15 protein-coding genes are annotated in these 17,524 nt (G+C 69.3%); 12 read left to right on the top strand and 3 right to left on the bottom strand.

All coding sequences use genetic code 11. From position 1 onward, the window contains the following. Positions 1-57: 57 nt before the first annotated feature. Both DBV35_RS11865 and DBV35_RS11860 read left to right on the top strand, forming a co-directional pair. Positions 58-582, top strand: a complete 525-nt coding sequence (locus tag DBV35_RS11865; protein WP_108660327.1) for a hypothetical protein — start codon at positions 58-60, stop codon at positions 580-582. Positions 583-722: 140 nt separating this feature from the next. After that, positions 723-1,820: a mannitol dehydrogenase family protein gene (locus tag DBV35_RS11860; protein ID WP_108660326.1), complete on the top strand. Its 1,098-nt coding sequence runs from the start codon at positions 723-725 to the stop codon at positions 1,818-1,820. Between the two features lie 3 nt (positions 1,821-1,823). On the opposite strand, the gene DBV35_RS11855 is transcribed toward DBV35_RS11860, so the two are convergent. The 3 genes from DBV35_RS11855 to DBV35_RS11845 form a co-directional block, all read right to left on the bottom strand. After that, on the bottom strand, positions 1,824-2,567 hold the full coding sequence (locus tag DBV35_RS11855; RefSeq protein ID WP_108660325.1) for an ATP-binding cassette domain-containing protein: 744 nt from the start codon (positions 2,565-2,567) through the stop codon (positions 1,824-1,826). A gap of 4 nt (positions 2,568-2,571) precedes the next feature. Beyond that, positions 2,572-3,579 (bottom strand): ABC transporter permease, encoded by a 1,008-nt coding sequence (locus DBV35_RS11850; RefSeq protein WP_108660324.1) that lies wholly within the window; start codon positions 3,577-3,579, stop codon positions 2,572-2,574. 172 nt (positions 3,580-3,751) lie between these two features. Beyond that, complete coding sequence (locus tag DBV35_RS11845; RefSeq protein ID WP_245943901.1) at positions 3,752-4,681, bottom strand: substrate-binding domain-containing protein; 930 nt, start codon at positions 4,679-4,681, stop codon at positions 3,752-3,754. Positions 4,682-5,009: 328 nt separating this feature from the next. Between DBV35_RS11845 and DBV35_RS11840 the strand changes: the two genes are divergently transcribed. From DBV35_RS11840 to DBV35_RS11795, 10 genes are all read left to right on the top strand, one after another. Beyond that, entirely contained in the window at positions 5,010-6,440 is a 1,431-nt protein-coding gene (locus tag DBV35_RS11840; RefSeq protein WP_108660322.1) for an amidase family protein, read from the top strand. A gap of 4 nt (positions 6,441-6,444) precedes the next feature. Then, positions 6,445-7,986: a M81 family metallopeptidase gene (locus tag DBV35_RS11835; protein ID WP_108660321.1), complete on the top strand. Its 1,542-nt coding sequence runs from the start codon at positions 6,445-6,447 to the stop codon at positions 7,984-7,986. Positions 7,987-8,009: 23 nt separating this feature from the next. After that, a complete protein-coding gene (locus DBV35_RS11830) occupies positions 8,010-9,521 on the top strand; it encodes an ABC transporter substrate-binding protein (protein WP_108660320.1) in 1,512 nt (503 codons plus the stop codon). 194 nt (positions 9,522-9,715) lie between these two features. Beyond that, positions 9,716-10,636: an ABC transporter permease gene (locus DBV35_RS11825; protein ID WP_108660319.1), complete on the top strand. Its 921-nt coding sequence runs from the start codon at positions 9,716-9,718 to the stop codon at positions 10,634-10,636. Continuing rightward, positions 10,633-11,514: an ABC transporter permease gene (locus DBV35_RS11820; RefSeq protein WP_108660318.1), complete on the top strand. Its 882-nt coding sequence runs from the start codon at positions 10,633-10,635 to the stop codon at positions 11,512-11,514. Before DBV35_RS11825 ends, DBV35_RS11820 begins: the two co-directional genes overlap by 4 nt. Further along, a complete protein-coding gene (locus tag DBV35_RS11815) occupies positions 11,511-12,494 on the top strand; it encodes an ABC transporter ATP-binding protein (protein ID WP_108660317.1) in 984 nt (327 codons plus the stop codon). Before DBV35_RS11820 ends, DBV35_RS11815 begins: the two co-directional genes overlap by 4 nt. Next, the gene (locus DBV35_RS11810) at positions 12,491-13,444 is read left to right on the top strand and encodes an ABC transporter ATP-binding protein (protein ID WP_108660316.1); all 954 of its coding nucleotides are present in this window, start codon (positions 12,491-12,493) and stop codon (positions 13,442-13,444) included. The genes DBV35_RS11815 and DBV35_RS11810 overlap by 4 nt, the downstream gene beginning before the upstream one ends. Before the next feature lie 51 nt (positions 13,445-13,495). Continuing rightward, complete coding sequence (locus DBV35_RS11805) at positions 13,496-14,755, top strand: Zn-dependent hydrolase (RefSeq protein WP_108660315.1); 1,260 nt, start codon at positions 13,496-13,498, stop codon at positions 14,753-14,755. A gap of 79 nt (positions 14,756-14,834) precedes the next feature. Next, a complete protein-coding gene (locus DBV35_RS11800; RefSeq protein ID WP_108660314.1) occupies positions 14,835-15,683 on the top strand; it encodes a MurR/RpiR family transcriptional regulator in 849 nt (282 codons plus the stop codon). Between the two features lie 226 nt (positions 15,684-15,909). Further along, a complete protein-coding gene (locus tag DBV35_RS11795; RefSeq protein ID WP_108660313.1) occupies positions 15,910-17,463 on the top strand; it encodes an ABC transporter substrate-binding protein in 1,554 nt (517 codons plus the stop codon). The last annotated feature ends 61 nt before the right edge of the window (positions 17,464-17,524 follow it).

Raw genomic sequence — 17,524 nt, 5'->3', positions numbered from 1 at the left:
CCGCCGCGCCCCCATTCTGTGCTAAAGTCCGCCGCGATGCAGCCCGTTGGAGGCCCGATGAATCGCGCCCTTCTCGCAACGCTCGCCCTCCTCCTCGGCTCGACCGGCCTCTCGGCCGAAACGCTGGAGCGCCAGTATCAGGCCGTCATGCACGTGCGGAAGGTCGAGACGATCCCGGTCTTCGGCGCGAGCGACCATGTCGTCGGCATCGCCGCCTTCCGCGGCCTTGCCGTGTTCGACGACGAGGAAGTCGTCCTCCACCGTTATGAAGGCCAGTTCGACATTCGCGACGGCAGCGGCCCGTTCGAGGGATACGCCCTCTGGCGCTTCGATGACGGGTCGGAGATCACCGCCACCTACAAGGGCGAGGCGCACGAGGTCTCGGCCAACGATTTCGAGGTCAGCGCCACCTTTCACGACCTGCGCGGCACCGGCCGGTTCGACGGCGCGGTCGGCGGCGGCGCCTTCTCCGGCCGGCGGATCGACCCGATCGACCAGGGCGGCAGCACCTATCTGCGCGGCACCCTCACGCTGACGCTCCCCGATGTCACCCCGGCCGCGCCCGCCGCACCCTCTCAATAGGCGCACACCCGTCCCCCTCGGCGATACCCATCGCGGCGAAAGCGCGCTCGCTTCATCGATCTGGCGCGATTGCTCTTCGCTCAGGTTGACCGGGCCTCGGCGCCAAGCGCTAGGATTGCCGAAACACAAAAGGGACGCCCTTGTCTTCCACCCCGACCCCCATCCTGCAATTCGGCACGAGCCGCTTCCTCCAGGCCCACGCCGACCTCTTCTTCACCGAGAGCGCCGAGCCCGTCACCGTCACCGTCGTCCAATCCTCGGGCGATGCGTCCCGCAGCGGCCGCCTCGCCGGGCTCACCGCGCCGGGGGGCTATCCGGTCCGCATCCGCGGCATCGAAGACGGCACGCGGATCGACGAGGAGCGCCGCGTCACGAGCGTGAAACGCGCCCTCTCCACCGCGACCGACTGGGACGCGATCGCCGCGATCGCGGCCGGCGAGGCCCGCTTCATCCTCTCCAACACCGGCGATTCGGGTTATGAGCCGAGCCCGCACGATGGCGCGCCCGAGCCCTCGCAGGCGATGTCCTATCCGGCGAAGCTCTTCCACCTCCTCGCCGCCCGACACCGCGCCGGCGGCGCGCCGGTGAGCGTGATGCCGATGGAGCTGATCTCCGACAACGGTCAGGTGCTGAAGGCGCGCGTCCTCGAGATCGCTGCCATGAACAAGGCGGACGACGCGCTCCTCGCCTATCTCGACGGGCTCGTCTGGGCGAACAGCCTCGTCGACCGGATCGTGTCGGAGCCGCTGGAGCCGGCCGGCGCCGTCGCCGAGCCCTACGCGCTCTGGGCGATCGAGGCGGGGCCGGGGGTCGAGGCACCCTGTCCGCACCCCTCGATCCTGGTCGTCGACGACCTCGAGCCCTATGAGCGGCTGAAGCTCCACATCCTCAATCTCGGCCACAGCGCGATGGTGGACATCTGGCGCCAGCGCGGCAGCCCCGCGGGCGAGATGGTGCGCACCTTCCTCGACGGTCCCGACCGGGGCGAGATCGAGCTTCTCTACGTCCAGGAGATCCTGCCGGGATTCGCGTCGAAGGGGATGGGCGCGGCCGCGGCGGACTATCTCGTGACGACCATGGAGCGGATGGAGAACCCCTTCCTCGACCACTATCTCGCCGACATCGCCCAGAACCACCGCCAGAAGGTGGCGCGGCGGATGCCGACCTTCCGCGACTGGGTCGGCACGGGCGGCCCGCCGATGCCGCGCCTTGCCGGCATCATCGAGCGGGCGGCCTGATCGTCACGCCGTCTCGATCGCGCCGGTGATGAGGCCCGTCACCTCCTCCGGGGAGGTTGCGGCGACCGGCTTGTCGGCGACCTTCGCCCCGCGCCGCAGCACCGCGACGCGGTCGCAGACGGCGAACACGTCCGGCGCGCGGTGGCTGATGAGGATCACCGCGATGCCGGCATCCTTCAGGCGGCGGATCAGCTCCAGCACCTCGGCGACCTGACGCACGCTGATCGCGGCGGTCGGCTCGTCGAGGAGCACCACCTTCGGCTCGGAGAGGCGCGTGCGCGCGATCGCCACCGCCTGGCGCTGCCCGCCCGACATGCGCTTCACGAGTTCGCCCGGTCGCGTCTCCGACTTCAGCTCCGCGAAGAGTTCGGCCGCGCGCGCCTGCATCCGTCGCCGGTCGAGAAAGCGGAACGGGCCGAACCCGACGGTGAGCTCGCGCCCGAGGAAGACGTTGAGCGCGGCCGTGAGATTGTCGCACAGGGCAAGGTCCTGGTGGACCATCTCCACCCCCTCCACCCGCGCGTCGGACGGGCGACGGAAGTGGACCTCGTGCCCGTTGAGGCGCAGCGTCCCGGTGGTGGGCGTGAAGCGGCCCGCGATGATGCGGCAGAGCGTCGATTTCCCCGCCCCGTTGTCGCCCATCAGCCCGACCACTTCGCCGGGCCGCAGCGCGAAGTCCACGTCGCGCACCGCCTCGATGGCGCCGAAGCGCTTGCTGACGCCCTGGAGTTCGAGAACCGGATCCATCGCCTCAGCTCCGCCGCAGCGCCGCGCGCTGATCGACCGCGACGGCGAGGACGAGGATCAGACCGATCAGGATCTGCTGCACGAAGGAGGAGACGTTCATGAGGACGAGCCCGTTGCGCAACACCCCGATGAGAAGGACGCCGACGACCGTGCCGAAGATCGAGCCGACGCCGCCGAAGAGCGAGGTGCCGCCGATGACGACGGCCGCGATGACGTCGAGCTCGAGCTGCAGCCCGGCGACGGCCTCGGCCGAGTTGAGGCGGGCGGAGAGGAGAAAGGCGGCAAGGCCCGACAGGAAGCCGACGATCACATAGACCGAGAAGGTGGTGCGGCGGACCGCGACGCCGTTCAGCTCCGCCGCCGGGTTGTTGCCGCCGGTTGCGTAGACGTGGAGGCCGAAGCGCGTGTAGCGCAGCACCACGTGGGCGATCATCGCGACGGCCGCGAAGACGATCACCGGCACCGGGATGCCGTAGATGCGCCCCTGACCCCACCACACGAAGGAGGGCGAGAAGCCGCTGATCGGGCCGCCGCCGGAGAAGATGAGGGCAAGGCCGCGAAAGGCGGTGAGGCCGCCGAGCGTCACGACGAAGGGCGGCACCCGCAATCGCGTGATGGCGAGCCCCTGGAGCGCGCCGCAGGCCGCCCCGACCGCGACCGCCGCGAGGATCGCGAGGAAGACCGGGTTCCCCGCCGTCGCCGCCGCGCCGACCGCGAACCGGTCGTCGAGCCCGCCCTTGGCCACATAGGCGCCGACGAGGCCGGCGAGCGCCACGACCGAGCCGACGGAAAGGTCGATGCCCGCCGTCAGGATCACGAACGTCATCCCCACCGCGACGAGGCCCATGATGGAGACCTGCCGCAGGATGTTCATGAGGTTCAGCGGGTGGAGGAAGCGCGGCTCGAGGAGCGCGAAGAGCACGACCAGGAAGAGCAGGAAGAGCGGCGCGGCGAAGCGCGCCAGGATGCCGACATAGTCCAGCCCCGGCCGGCCGAGATCACGCGTTGTCATCGAATCCTCTGGCAGGTGAAACGGCCGCGCCAGGCGGCAGACGGCCGGCCGCGAGGGCCGGCTTCTTCGGGAGGGGAGCCGCGCGGCGCGCGAGCACGCCAAAAGGCCGGGGCGATGCCATCGATCGCCCCGCGCCCTTCATCGGCGCCCGCGCGGCAGGCGGAGCCGCGCCTCAGTCGATCTCGCCGAGGCGTTCGGCCTTGTCGAGATTGTCCTTCGTGATCGCGATCGGCGTCAGGAGGACGAGGGGCTCGGGCTTCGTCCCGTCGCGGATGAAGGCGACGATGGTCTGCATCGCCTTGCGGCTCTGGCCGCCCGGCATCTGCTCGATCGTGGCGGTCAGCGAGCCGTCGCGGATCGCGGCCAGCGCCTCGGGCAGCGCGTCGAAGCCGATGATCGCGACATCGAGCCCGCGCTCCTGCGCAACCTGCATCGCGCCGAGCGCCATGTCGTCGTTCGCGGCGACGATCACGTCCGGCGGAGTGTCGAGACCGCCGAGCAGCGCCTCGGTGACGGAGGCCCCTTCCTCGCGCGCGAAGTTCGCCGTCTGCTCGGCGATGAACTTGTACTTGTCGCCCGCCGCGTCGAGGACGTTGTGGAGGCCCTTGTTGCGGTCGATCGCGGGGCTCGCGCCCGGCTGGCCCTGGAGATTGATGATGCGCGCTCCGTCCGGATAGAGCTGCATGATCAGTTCGCCCTGCGCCTCGCCGCCCTTCACATTGTCGGCGCCGACGTGGGAGATGATGCCGTCCACCCCATCGACCCGGCGGTCGATGGTGACGACGGGGATGCCCGCTTCCACCACCTGGCGCACGGCCGGGGCCATCGCCACGCTGTCGAGCGGGGAGATCACCACGCCGTCGACGCCGCGGATGATGGCCGCCTCCATGTCGCCGGTCTGCTTCGGCGAGGAGTTCTGGCCGTCATAGTTCAGGATTTCGATCCCGCCGAGCTCCTTCGCTTCCGCGTTCAGCTGGTTTTCCATGTGGACGAAGAACGGGAAGCCGAGGCTCGGCACCGAGGTCGCGATGGTGAGATCCTGCGCGACCGCCGGCCCCGCCAGAAGCCCGGCGCCGAGAACGATGGGCGCAAGCCCACGCACTGTCTTTCTAAGGTTCACAGCGTTTCCTCCCCTTGCGCCGCGCATTTCGATGCGGTTGTCGCATTCGCCGGCACATTGTTTTTTTCAACCCACAGTGTTCCGTCCCCGCCACACGTCCGTCAAGTGGAAAAGGCCGCAGGTTGGCGGCGAAACCCTGCGGCGCGCCTCACTCTTTCGCCGCGCCGGGGTTTTGATTGCCGCATGGGATGGCGGGGACGGCCGGCAACTTGCATGATCGTTGAATGATGCTCTACCGCCTGTATTTCCGCGCACCCGATTCTTCCGCCTGCGGGCGCGCCCCCAAGATCGAGCAGACGCACACGCCTTCATGACTGATCTCGCGACCCTATCCGCCGCCGAGATGACGGCCGGCTTTGCCAGTGGCCGTTTCACACCCGAGGAGGTTCTGCGCGCCGTGCTCCAGCGCGCGCACGCCGTCCAGCCTCTCCTCAACCCCTTCTGCCGCTTCGACGAGGCGCGCGCCGGGGAGGCCGCCGCCGCATCCGGCGCGCGCTGGCGCGAGGGAACGGCGCTGAGCGCACTCGATGGCGTTCCGGTCAGCGTGAAGGACATGATCCTCACCAAGGATCTGCCCACCCTGCGCGGCTCGAAGACGGTCGACCCGGCCGGACCGTGGGAGGAGGACGCGCCGTCCGTTGCGCGGCTGCGCGCCGCCGGGGCCGTGCTCTTCGCCAAGACCACCACCACCGAGTTCGGCGGCTCGCCCTTCTCCTACAGTCCGCTGACGGGCGAGACGCGCAACGCGTGGAACCCGCGCTATGGCTGCTCGGGCTCCTCGATGGGTGCGGCGGCGCAGCTCGCGGCCGGCGTCGGCCCTCTGGCGCTCGCGAACGATGCGGCCGGCTCGATCCGCATGCCGGCGAGCTTCGGCGGCTGCTACGGCATCAAGCCGACCTACGGCCTTGTCGCCACCTATCCGCCGAGCGCGGCGGGAAGCCTCGGCCATGTCGGCCCGATGAGCTGGACCGTCACCGATGCGGCGGCGATGCTCGCCATCATCGCCGGTCCCGACCCGCGCGATCCGGACGCGCTGCCCCGCTACGAGCCGGCGCTCCACTTCCACCACGGGGATGGCCTCAAGGGCCTGCGCATCGCCTATAGCCGCACGATGGGCGTGCGCGAGCCCGATGCCGAGGTCGCCAAGGCCTGCGACGACGCCGCCGCGTGCTTCACCGCGCTCGGCGCGGAGGTGGAGGAGGCCGACCCCGCCCTCCCCGACCTCTTCGAGGCCTACGACATCATTCGCCTCTGCAACCGCGCCGCCAATGTCGGCCGCCTCTCCAAGGAGGACCAGGCGAAGCTCGATCCGGTCGTCGCGCGCGTCGTCGAGATGGCGTCCAGCTACACGGTCAACGACTATATCTGGGCGAACAATGTGCGCGCCCGGCTGAAGCGGGCGATGATCGAGTTCCACCAGCGTTACGATCTCCTCATCACGCCGACGATGGCGGTGCTGCCGCACAAGAGCGGCATCCAGCAGGCCCCGACCGACCGGCACTGGTACGAAATGCACGGCGAGGTGTGGGCGCCCTACACCTTCGCCTTCAACATGACGCAGCAGCCGGCGGCGAGCATCGTGTGCGCGCTCACCGACGAGGATTCGCGCGAGGCGCCGGGCCTGCCGATCGGCCTCCAGATCGTCGGCGCGCCCTTCCGCGACGATCTCGTCCTCAGGGCCTCCGCCGCGTTCGAGGCGGCCGTCCCGTTCCAGCGCCCAGCTCTCGCCCTAGAGAATTGATGCGATGACCCGCGTGGCGCTCTTCGGTCTCCAGCACGAGACCAACACCTTTCTTCCGACGCTGACGGGGTGGGACGATTTCCTCACCCCCGGCGGCTGGCCGAAGATGAGCATCGGGGCGGACGTTCCGGCCGGGCTCGCCGGGAGCCGCATCGCCTCCACCGGCGCGCTCGCCGAGGCCGCGCGCGCGGGTGTCGACATCGCGCCGGTCTTCTGGGCGATCGCGCTGCCGAGCGGCACGGTCGAGGATGCCGCCTTCGACCGTCTCGTCGAGATCATCGTGGACGGGGTCGCCGCCGCGCACGCGGAGGCGCCGCTCGACGGCGTGTTCGCCGAACTTCACGGCGCGATGACCACCGAGAGCCACGAGGACGCCGAGGCGGAGATCCTTTCGCGCCTCAGGGCCCGCATCGGGGCGGACATCCCCATCGCCGTCGCGCTCGACCTCCACGGCAATCTCAGCGACGCCTTCTTCGACCACGCGACGCTCATCGAGGCGTACCGGACCTATCCGCACGTCGACATGTACCAGACCGGGGAGCGGGCGATGGCGCGCCTCCTCGCCCATATCGGCGGCACGCCCGCGCCCGCGATCCGCACCCGCCGCCCGCCCTTCCAGGTCTCGCTCACCTTTCAGGCGACGCTCGCCCATCCGGGCGCGACCGTCATCGAGGCGGCGGAGGCAATGATGGCGGCGGATCCCGACCTCTTCATCGCGCAGATGTTCGGCTTCCCCCTCGCCGACATCGCCTGCGCCGGCCCCCTCATGATCGCCCAGCACCCGGACGCCGCCACTGCCGACGCGGCGGCCGCGCGGATGGACGCGCTCTGGCGCTCGCTGGAGGGAGATTTCGACGGTCCGCTCCCGGACGCCGCCGGCGCCGTCGCCGAGGCGATCGCCCTTGCCGCGGGGCCCGGCGCCGGCCCGGTCGTGATCGCCGACACGCAGGACAATCCGGGCGGCGGCGGGCCGGGCGACACCACCGGGCTCCTCGAAGCGCTGATCGCGGGCGGTGCGGCGGGCGCCGTGCTCGTCCATATCGCCGATCCGGCGGCGGTGGAGGCGGCGCACGCGGCGGGGCTCGGGGCGGTGATCGACGTCGCCATCGGCGGCCGCGCCCTTCCCGAGACGGGCGCGCCGGTGCCGGGCCCCTGGACGGTCTCCGCCCTCGCGGACGGTCCCTTCACCGGCGTCGGGCCGATGTATGGCGGCACGGTGATCAATCTCGGCCCCGTCGCGCTCCTCACCCGCGAGGGGGTGAGCGTGATCGTCGCCCCGCGCCGGATGCAGGCCTCGGAGCCCGCCCTCATCCGGCATCTCGGCCTCGAACCCGCGGACCTTCCCATCCTCGCGGTGAAGAGCTCGGTCCATTTTCGCGGGGCCTACCAGGGGATGGCGAAGGCGATCCTCGTCGCCTGCGCGCCCGGTCCCGTCACCGCGAACCTCAACGACCTGCCGGCCGTACGCCAGCTTCGCCCACCCGCCGGCACACGCCGACCCGACACGGCGGCCCCCGACGCCGCTCCCGCAACTTCGTCACACTAGAGATCCTGGAGGACATCATCGTCATGAGGACGCTTCTTCTCTCCGTGAGCCTCGCGGCCACGCTCGCGGCGGCCGCCCCGGCGCTCGCCGGGCCCGAGGACAACACCCTCACGATCGCCCTCGGCGAAGAGCTGCCGAGCTTCGACGGCTACATCTCCACCTCGCGCGACGGCGTGGTGATGACGCGCCATCTCTTCGACACGCTCATCTACCGCAACCCGGAGACCTTCGAGTACGAGCCGCTGCTCGCCGCCGAATGGCGCCGCGTCAGCGACCGCACCTACGAGTTCAAGCTGCGCGACGGCGTCGTCTTCCATGACGGCTCGCCGCTGACGGCAGAGGACGTCGCCTTCACCCTCAACCACTTCTCCGACCCCGCCGCCGGCGCCCGCTCGCAGGCGTCCGTGTCGTGGATCGAAGGGGTCGAGGCTCTCGACGATCTGACCGTGCGCATCACCTCCAAGGAGCCGTTCCCGGCCGCGCTCGAATTCGTCGCCGGCTCGCTCCCGATCTACCCCTCCGACGCCTTCGAGGCGATGGGCGCGGACGCGTTCGGCCAGACGCCGATCGGCACCGGCCCCTACAAGCTCGCGAACGCGGCGGACGGCACCTACACGCTGGAAGCGAACGCCGACTATTTCACCGGCGGCGGCAAGGGCACTCCGTCGATCGGCACGATCATCGTGCGCTCGATCCCGGACGACGCCACCCGCATCGCCGAGCTTCTCGGCGGCGGCATCGACTGGACCTGGAACGTCCCGGCCGACCAGATCGAGCAGATCAACGGCTTCCCCGGCCTCACCGCCGAGCTCGGCAACACCATGCGCATCGCGATGATCGCGATGGACGCCGCCGGCCGCACCGGCGAGAACCCGTTCCAGGACGAGCGCGTGCGCAAGGCCGTGAACCACGCGATCGACCGTGAGGCGATCGTGGAGAGCCTCGTCGGCGGCGACGGCGCGGTCATCAACGTGCCCTGCTACCCGATGCAGTTCGGCTGCGACGAGAGCGCGGCGGTGGTCTACGAGTACGACCCGGAGAAGGCGAAGGCCCTCCTCGCCGAGGCCGGCTATGCCGACGGCTTCACCGTCGACATGAGCGCCTATCGCGACCGCGCGCGTTCGGAGGCGGTGCAGGCCTATCTCGCCGCCGTCGGCATCAACGTGAACCTCGAGATGCTCCAGGCCCGCGCCTCGTTCTCGGCCTGGCGCGAAGGCCAGGTGCCGCTCTGGTATGGCGACTGGGGTTCCTTCTCGATCGCCGATTCCTCAGCCTCGATCGGCAACTTCTTCAACGCCAGCACCAATGACGGCGCGCGCGATGAAGAGGTGATCGCCCTCCTCGAGAAGGCGAACTCCACCGTGGACGAGGACGAGCGCAAGGCCGCCTTCGCCGACGCGATCCGCATCATCTCCGAGAAGGCCTACTGGGTGCCGATGCACACCATCGTCATGGGCTACGCCTACAAGGACAATCTCGACTTCACGCCGCACGTCGACGAGCTGCCCCGCTTCTTCCTCACCTCCTGGAAGTAACGCGCCCGGCCGCCCCCTTCGCCAGATTCGGCGGACGGGGCGGCCTCTGCGACCCTCTGGCGCCGAAGGTGCGACCGTTTCTGGGATCGATTTCCTTCACGCGCGAATGAGTCTAACAGTCAGGGCCCGGCCGCCTTTGCCGCCCGGCCCGCCCCCCGCATTGACCGCGAGCTGACAATGACTGCGAGCTGACGATGGCAGCCTTTCTCTTCCGTCGCCTGTGCGTCGCGATCGCGGTCGCGCTCGCCGTGTCCGTGGTGACCTTCATCCTCTCCCACGTCGCGATCGACCCGGCCCTCGCGGTCGCCGGCGACAGCGCGACCGACGAGGACATCGCCGCGATCCGCGACCTCTACGGCTTCGACCGGCCGCTTATCGTGCAATATGGCGACTATCTCGGCCGTCTCGTGACGCTCGATCTCGGCACGTCCTATCTGACCAAGCGCCCGGTCATCGACCTCATCGCCGAGCGCCTTCCCGCGACGTCACTCCTCGCGGTGCTGTCGATCTCCTTCGCCCTCCTCCTGTCGATCCCGCTCGGCGTGCTGGCGGCTATGAAGCCCAACTCCATCATCGACCGCATCGCCCTCACGCTGGCGGTGACGGGGCAGGCGATCCCGAATTTCTGGGCCGGGCTCCTCCTCATCCTCCTCTTCGGCGTGCAGCTCCGATGGCTACCGATCTCCGGGAGCGACAGCCTCGCCCATTTCGTGATGCCGACGATCGCGCTCGGCTCGTTCGCGATGCCCGCCCTCATGCGCCTCACCCGCGCCGGGATGCTCGACGTGCTCGCCTCCGACTATGTGCGCACGCACCGCGCGATGGGGCTCTCCGAGCGCTCGATCCTCTTCCGCTGGGGCCTGCGCAACGCGCTCCTGCCGGTCGTCTCGCTCACCGCCGTCCAGTTCGGCTTCATGCTCGGCGGCTCGATCATCATCGAGAGCGTCTTCGCGATCCAAGGGATCGGCTACCTCGCCTGGCAGTCGATGACGCGCTCCGACATGCCGGTGATCCAGGCGATCGTGCTCCTCGTCTCGCTCGCCTATATCGTCCTCACCCTCCTCGCGGACCTCCTCAATGCCTGGATGGACCCGCGCGTGAGGATCGCGGCATGAGCGTCTCGACCGCCGCCCCGCGCGCCCGCTCCCGCGCCCTGCCGCTCAGCGCCCTCCTTGCCCATCGCGGCATCCTGATCGGCGGGACGATCATCCTCTTCTTCGTGCTCCTCGCGATCCTCGCCCCCTGGCTCACCGACTACAGTCCCTACGCGCCGGACATCAAAGCCCGCCTGAAGCCGCCCTTCTGGGATGAGGGCACAGTCGCGGGCCATCCGCTCGGCACCGACCAGCTCGGCCGGGACTATCTCACCCGCCTCCTCTACGGCGCGCGCATCTCGCTGGTGATCGGCCTCTTCGCCGTCGCGATCTCAAGCGTCATCGGCATCACGCTCGGCCTCATCGCGGGCTATTTTGGCGGGAAGGTCGACGCGTTCATCTCCTTCATCATCACGACGCGCCTCTCGATGCCGGTCATCCTCATCGCGCTCGCGGTGGTCGCGATCGCCGGGGGCTCCCTCACCACCGTCATCCTGGTGATCGGCTTCCTCATCTGGGACCAGTTCGCGGTCGTCGCCCGGAGCGCGACGCAGCAGGTCCGCTCCGCCGAATATGTGCGCTCGGCCGAGGCGCTCGGCTGCTCGCTGCCGCACATCCTCCTGCGCGAGATCCTGCCCAACATCGCCCCCGCCCTCATCGTCGTCGCGACGGTGGAGCTTGCGAACGCGATCCTCCTGGAGGCGGCCCTCTCCTTCCTCGGCCTCGGCGTGCAGGCGCCGCTCCCGTCCTGGGGGCTGATGCTGTCGGAGGCGAAGAATTTCATGTTCTTCGACCCCTGGCTCATCACGCTGCCGGGGGTCTGCCTCTTCGTCCTCACCATCGCGATCAACCTCGCGGGCGACGGGCTGAGGGACGTGACGCGCGGGGTCCGGCGATGAGCGCGCTTCTCGCGGTCGAGGGACTGACCGCCACGCTGCCGACCGAGGGCGGGCCGCTTTCGGCGGTGCGCGGGGTCGACATCACGCTGGCGCGCGGCGAGACGCTCGGCATCGTCGGCGAATCGGGCTGCGGCAAGTCGATGACGGCGCTGAGCCTCCTCGGCCTCCTGCCGCAGGGGGCGAGCCTCGGCGCGGACCGCTACGCCTTCGAGGGGGAGGACATCCTCGCCGCCGGCAAGAAGGGCGTCGCGCGGCTGCGCGGCGCGCGCGTCGGGATGATCTTCCAGGAGCCGATGACGGCGCTGAACCCGACCTTCCGCATCGGCGATCAGCTGACGGCCGTCTACCGCCGCCACAAGGGCGGGAGCGCGCGCGAGGCGCGGGCGCGGGCGGCCGAGCTTCTCGCCCGCGTCGGCATCTCCAACGCGGAGGTGCGGCTCAACCAATATCCGCACCAGCTCTCCGGGGGACTGCGTCAGCGCGTCATGATCGCGATGGCGCTGATGTGTTCGCCGACCCTCCTCATCGCCGACGAGCCGACGACCGCGCTCGACGTCACGATCCAGATGCAGCTCCTGAAGCTCATCCAGTCGCTGACGGACGATTTCGACATGGGGCTGATCCTCATCACCCACGATCTCGGCGTCGTCTCCCACATCGCCGACCGCGTGGCGGTGATGTATGCCGGGCAGGTGGTGGAAGCGGGGCCGACGGCCGAGATCCTCAACCATCCGCGCCATCCCTACACGCGCGGCCTCCTCGACAGCCTGCCGAAGCCAGACCCCGCCCATCGCGACGGGCGGCGCCTCTCCACGATCCCCGGCACCGTGCCCTCGCTGATCGATCCGCCGGAGGCGTGCGCCTTCGCCGAGCGCTGCACGCGCACCCTCCCCCGCTGCCGCGAGACGATGCCCCGCCTCGAAGGGGACGGGATGCGCCAAGTGCGCTGCTTCAACCCCATCGGCGAGGCCGCACAATGACGCCGCCGATCCTCGAGGTGCGGGGCCTCCACAAGACCTACGACGTGTCGAGCGGGCCGCTTGTGCCGAAGCGCACTCTCCACGCGCTCGCGGGCGTCGACCTTTCGATCCCCGAGGGTGGTGTCCTCGGCCTCGTCGGCGAGAGCGGGTCGGGCAAGTCCACCCTCGCCCGCCTCGCGATCGGCCTCGAAGCGCCGACATCGGGCGAGATCCTGCTCGGCGGCAAGCCGCTCTCCGCCTATGCGCGGCGCACCATTGCGCGCGACGTGCAGCCGGTCTTCCAGGACCCTTTCTCCTCGCTGAACCCCTCCCACAGCGTTGCCGAGATCATCGGCCTGCCGCTCTCCGTCCACCGCATCGGCGACAAGGCGAGCCGCAGGAGCCGCGTCGCGACCCTCATCGACCAGGTGGGGCTTCCGGCGCGCACCGCGAGCGCGCGGCCGCGCGAACTCTCCGGCGGCCAGCGCCAGCGCGTTGCGATCGCCCGCGCCCTCGCGATCCAGCCGAAGCTTCTCGTGTGCGACGAGCCGACTTCCGCGCTCGACGTGTCGGTCCAGGCGCAGATCCTGAACCTCCTCGCGGATCTGAGGCGCGACACGGGCGTCGCGATGCTCTTCATCAGCCACAATCTCGCGGTGGTGGAGCACGTCGCCGACACCGTCGCCGTCCTCTATCTCGGCCGCGTGGTGGAGGAAGGAGCGGTCTCGGCCGTGTTCGAGGCGCCGCGCCATCCCTACACGGCGGCGCTGCGCGAATCGGTGCTCGACATCGCCGCCGACGGCGAGACCGGCCTTCCCGAGCTCGGCCTCGGCACCGCGACGCCGGACCCGATCAACGTGCCCTCCGGGTGCCGCTTCCACCCGCGCTGCCCGAAGGCGTTCGCGCCCTGCGATCATGTCGACCCGATGCTTGAAGGTCCGGCCTTCCATCGGGTCGCCTGCCACCTCTGACGCTTTCCTCCACGCCCGACATTTTGGTAGGCCCAGAGGAGGATCGGGAGGATGACGACGATGAGTGGCAATCTGAGGATCGACGGCGCACGGCTGATGGACCGGCTTGCCGCACTCGGCACGATCGGCGCGCTGCCTGGCGGCGGCGTGAAGCGCCTCGCCCTCACCGATGAAGACAAGGTGGGGCGCGACCGGCTCGTCTCCTGGATGCGCGATCTCGGCCTCAGCGTGGAGGTCGACGTGATCGGCAACATCATCGGCACGCGCGCGGGATCCAGCGACGCCGCGCCGATCCTCCTCGGCTCGCACATCGACACGGTGGCGACCGGCGGCCTTTATGACGGCGCGCTCGGCGTCCTCGCCGGGCTCGAGATCGTCGAGACGCTGAACGATGCCGGCATCACGACCCACCGCCCGATCGCCGTCGCCGCCTTCACCAACGAGGAAGGCGCCCGCTTCGCGCCCGACATGATGGGCTCGGGCGCGCAGACCGGCGCGCTGCCGCTCGACGACATGCTGCGCGCCAAGGGGATCGACGGGACCCGCGTCGGCGAGGAGCTCGACCGGATCGGCTATCGCGGGGACCTCCCCGTCGGCGCGATCCGCCCCGCCGCCTTCCTGGAGCTCCATATCGAGCAGGGGCCGGTTCTGGAGGCCGAGGGATACGCCATCGGCGCGGTCGAGGGGGTGCAGGGCATCTCCTGGACCGAGTTCACCATCGAGGGTGTCTCCAACCATGCCGGCACGACGCCGATGGCGATGCGCCACGACGCGGGCGTCGTTGCGGCGGAGATCGCCCTTCTCGCCCGCCGCATCGCGACCGAGGCCGGCCCGCCCCAGGTCGCGACCGTCGGGTCCATCATGGTGGAGCCGAACCTCGTCAATGTCGTGCCGGACAAGGCGGTGCTGACGGTGGACCTGCGCCACACCGACGAGCGCGACCTCCAGCGCGCCGAGCGCCGCCTCCACGAGGGCGCGCAGGCGGCGGTGGAGGCGGAGGGCTGCGCGATGGCGGCGCGGTCCCTCGCCCGCTTCGAGCCCGTCCGGTTCGATACGCGCCTTGTCGATCTCGTCGCCGAGAATGCCGCCGGGCTCGGCCTCGGGGTGAAGCGGATGCCGTCCGGGGCGGGGCACGATGCGCAGATGTTCGCGCCGATCTGCCCGACCGCGATGGTGTTCGTGCCCTCCCGCCACGGCCTCAGCCACAACGTCCACGAGTACACCGCGCCGGACCAGATCGAGGCCGGGGCGAACGTGCTCCTCACCACCGTCCTGCAACTCGCGGGCGAGGGCAGCATCCTCGACCGCTGAGGCGCTAAAGGCCTCACTTTCGCGCTTGCCAGACGCAATCGACGCTTCCATTGTTTCAGTTCCGAAACAGGAAGCAGGCATGAACGATACGCGTCCCCTCGGCCAGCGGCTCCTGGAGGCCTATGACGAGATCCCGCGGGCCGAGCGCAAGCTCGCGGACCTCCTCCTCGAAAGCGGCGGCACGCTGCGGCACGAATCGGCGACCGACCTTGCCCAGCGCGCCGGGGTGTCGAAGGCGACCGCCGCACGCCTCTTCCAGCGCCTCGGCTATCTCGGCTTCAAGGACGCGCAGAAGGGCGCACCGAAGGAACGGCCGTCCGCCGCGCCGAAGGCGGCCGAGGAGGGGCAGCGCGACCAGTTCAGCCTCTCCACCCATCTCGACGCCGAGGTCCGCAACCTCATCAAGACGATCGAGCTCCAGCGCTCGGACGAGCTTTCCCGCGCGATCCGGATGCTGGCGCAGGGCGAGAAGCTCTGGGTCGTCGGCTTCGGGGACGACTATCCCCTCGCCCATTTCGCCCGCGCGCTGGTCATCAAGATCCGGCCGGACGTGCGCATGATCCCGATCGGCGGCTTCTCCGTGCCGGAGGAGTTCGCCTCGATCTCCTCATCCGACACGATGCTCGCCTTCGGCGTCGGCCGCCGCTCGCGCGCGCTCTCCAACGTGCTGCGCTCGGCGATGCAGGCGGGCACCCACGTCATCCTCATCACCGACGCGCTGTCCGGGCGTGACAAGTCGTCCGCCAACGTGATCCTGCGCTGCCGCTCGCTGGGGCCGACCCTTTTTCCGTCGAACACGGCGGCGGTCAGCCTCGTCACCTATCTGTGCGCCGCGCTCGCGGGGCGGATCGGCTACGCCGCGATCGAGCGCCTTCGCCAGATCGAAGAGATCCACACCGCCTGGCGCGACCCGTCCGACCCGGACTGATCCCTCTTTCGCCTCGCCATCGCGCGCAGCCGGCCCTCACGCCGCGCCGAGAGGCTGCGTGCGTTTCTCGGGCGAGGCCCAAGCATCATAAGTTTCATCACAAAACATCAGAACTGAAAATAATCATCTCATATCTGAAAAATCTTTGCCGGCGAGTTTCAAAACCGGCACAGTGCCTCGCGAACGGATTGTCGACCTCTCGCACGCCCTCAGGAGGCCACACACGATGTCACTTCCCCGAATACTCGCCGGTTCCGTCTTTCTGTTCGGCTCGGCCGCCTTCGCGGCCTCGTCGGCAAGCGCCCAGGAACTCGTCTGGGCGCGCTATGGCGACATCGATTCGCTCGACCCGCACCGCGCCACGTCCACACTCTCCATGCAGGTGTGGGACCAGATCTACGATACGTTGCTGGCTTTCGACGAAAACGGCAAGCCGCAGCCGAACCTCGCCAAGTCCTGGGAGATCAGCGAGGACGGCCTGACCTACACGCTGACGCTGCAGGAGGGGGTCCTCTGCCATGACGGCTCGCCCTTCGACGCGAACGACGTGAAGTTCACGATCGACCGCGCCTTCGGCGACAATCCGAGCCTCACCAAGACGAGCTGGGGCCCGATCGAGAGCGTCGAGGTTGTCGACCCGACGACGGTGAAGGTCGCGATGTCGTCGAAGTTCGGCGCGTTCCTGCCGTTCCTCGCCGACTCCTTCTCCTCGATGATCTGCGACTCCAACACCAACGCCGAGTTCGGCTCCTCGACCGCCATCGGCACCGGTCCGTTCAAGCTCATCTCATGGGTGAAGGGCGACACCGTCGAGCTCGAGGCGAACCCCGACTACAAGAATTACGGCAAGCCGGTCGAGAATGACGGCCCGCCGCACATCGACAAGCTGATCGTGAAGACCGTGCCGGAAGCCCAGACCCGCCTCGCGGCGCTGCGCACCGGTGAGGTTCACATCGCCGAGCCCCCGTTCGACGACATTCCGGCCATCAAGGATTCGGGCGAACTCGACATCGTCGTCGCCGACTCCACCGGCCAGAACGTCTTCTGGGAATTCACCATCTCCCGGCCGCCTTTCGATGACATCCGCGCCCGCCAGGCGATCGCCTACGGCACCGACCCCGAGATGGCGATCGACATCATCTATGGCGGCCTCAGCCAGCGCGAATGGTGCCCGGTCGCCAAGGGCGTGTTCGGCAACGACCAGGAATTCTGCAAGAGCCACGGCTATCCGTACGACCCGGAGAAGGCCAAGGCCCTCCTCGCCGAGCTCGGCTACGGGCCGGACAAGCCGCTCGAGACGACGATGTTCGTCTGGACCGGCGGCAACCGCCACAAGCTCGCGGAGATCTTCCAGGCCCAGCTCGCCCAGATCGGCGTGAAGGCCGCGATCGAGATCATGGACATCGGCACCATGAACGCCCGCGTCAAAGAGCAGAACGAGATGAAGGATTCGGACACCCCCGGCACCTTCGACATGATGACCTGGGGCTGGTACGACCCGGACATCCTCTACGCGCTCTGGCACTCCCCCGGCGCCTATTCGGGCTTCCAGACGCCCGAGCTCGACGCGATGCTGGAGAAGACGCGCACCACGATCGACGAGGCCGAGCGCCTCAAGGCTGTGCAGGACGTCATCGCCTACCTGATGGACAACGCCGTCCATGTCGGCCTCTACACGCCCGGCTGGGAATGGGTCTTCGCCGTGCGCCCGGAGATCGAAGGCTTCAAGGTCGGCGCCTTCCTCCACCCGATGTTTCAGGACGTCAAAGTCGCCGAATAGTTGCGTTCTCGCCCCCGCCGTCTGACGCGCGGGGGCGACCTCACCGGGAGGACCCGCCGGC

This window comes from Acuticoccus kandeliae, assembly GCF_003073115.1.
The sequence above is the reverse complement of the archived record's forward strand: the minus strand, read 5'-3'. Positions and strand labels throughout refer to the sequence as shown.

Excerpts from the sequence above, each read along its gene's own strand:
- DBV35_RS11805 (WP_108660315.1), top strand. The coding sequence starts at position 13,496 with ATGACGACGATGAGTGGCAATCTGAGGATCGACGGCGCACGGCTGATG.
- DBV35_RS11855 (WP_108660325.1), bottom strand. The coding sequence starts at position 2,567 with ATGGATCCGGTTCTCGAACTCCAGGGCGTCAGCAAGCGCTTCGGCGCC.
- DBV35_RS11835 (WP_108660321.1), top strand. The coding sequence starts at position 6,445 with ATGACCCGCGTGGCGCTCTTCGGTCTCCAGCACGAGACCAACACCTTT.
- DBV35_RS11810 (WP_108660316.1), top strand. The coding sequence starts at position 12,491 with ATGACGCCGCCGATCCTCGAGGTGCGGGGCCTCCACAAGACCTACGAC.
- DBV35_RS11850 (WP_108660324.1), bottom strand. The coding sequence starts at position 3,579 with ATGACAACGCGTGATCTCGGCCGGCCGGGGCTGGACTATGTCGGCATC.
- DBV35_RS11825 (WP_108660319.1), top strand. The coding sequence starts at position 9,716 with ATGGCAGCCTTTCTCTTCCGTCGCCTGTGCGTCGCGATCGCGGTCGCG.
- DBV35_RS11795 (WP_108660313.1), top strand. The coding sequence starts at position 15,910 with ATGTCACTTCCCCGAATACTCGCCGGTTCCGTCTTTCTGTTCGGCTCG.
- DBV35_RS11820 (WP_108660318.1), top strand. The coding sequence starts at position 10,633 with ATGAGCGTCTCGACCGCCGCCCCGCGCGCCCGCTCCCGCGCCCTGCCG.
- DBV35_RS11800 (WP_108660314.1), top strand. The coding sequence starts at position 14,835 with ATGAACGATACGCGTCCCCTCGGCCAGCGGCTCCTGGAGGCCTATGAC.
- DBV35_RS11865 (WP_108660327.1), top strand. The coding sequence starts at position 58 with ATGAATCGCGCCCTTCTCGCAACGCTCGCCCTCCTCCTCGGCTCGACC.
- DBV35_RS11830 (WP_108660320.1), top strand. The coding sequence starts at position 8,010 with ATGAGGACGCTTCTTCTCTCCGTGAGCCTCGCGGCCACGCTCGCGGCG.
- DBV35_RS11840 (WP_108660322.1), top strand. The coding sequence starts at position 5,010 with ATGACTGATCTCGCGACCCTATCCGCCGCCGAGATGACGGCCGGCTTT.
- DBV35_RS11815 (WP_108660317.1), top strand. The coding sequence starts at position 11,511 with ATGAGCGCGCTTCTCGCGGTCGAGGGACTGACCGCCACGCTGCCGACC.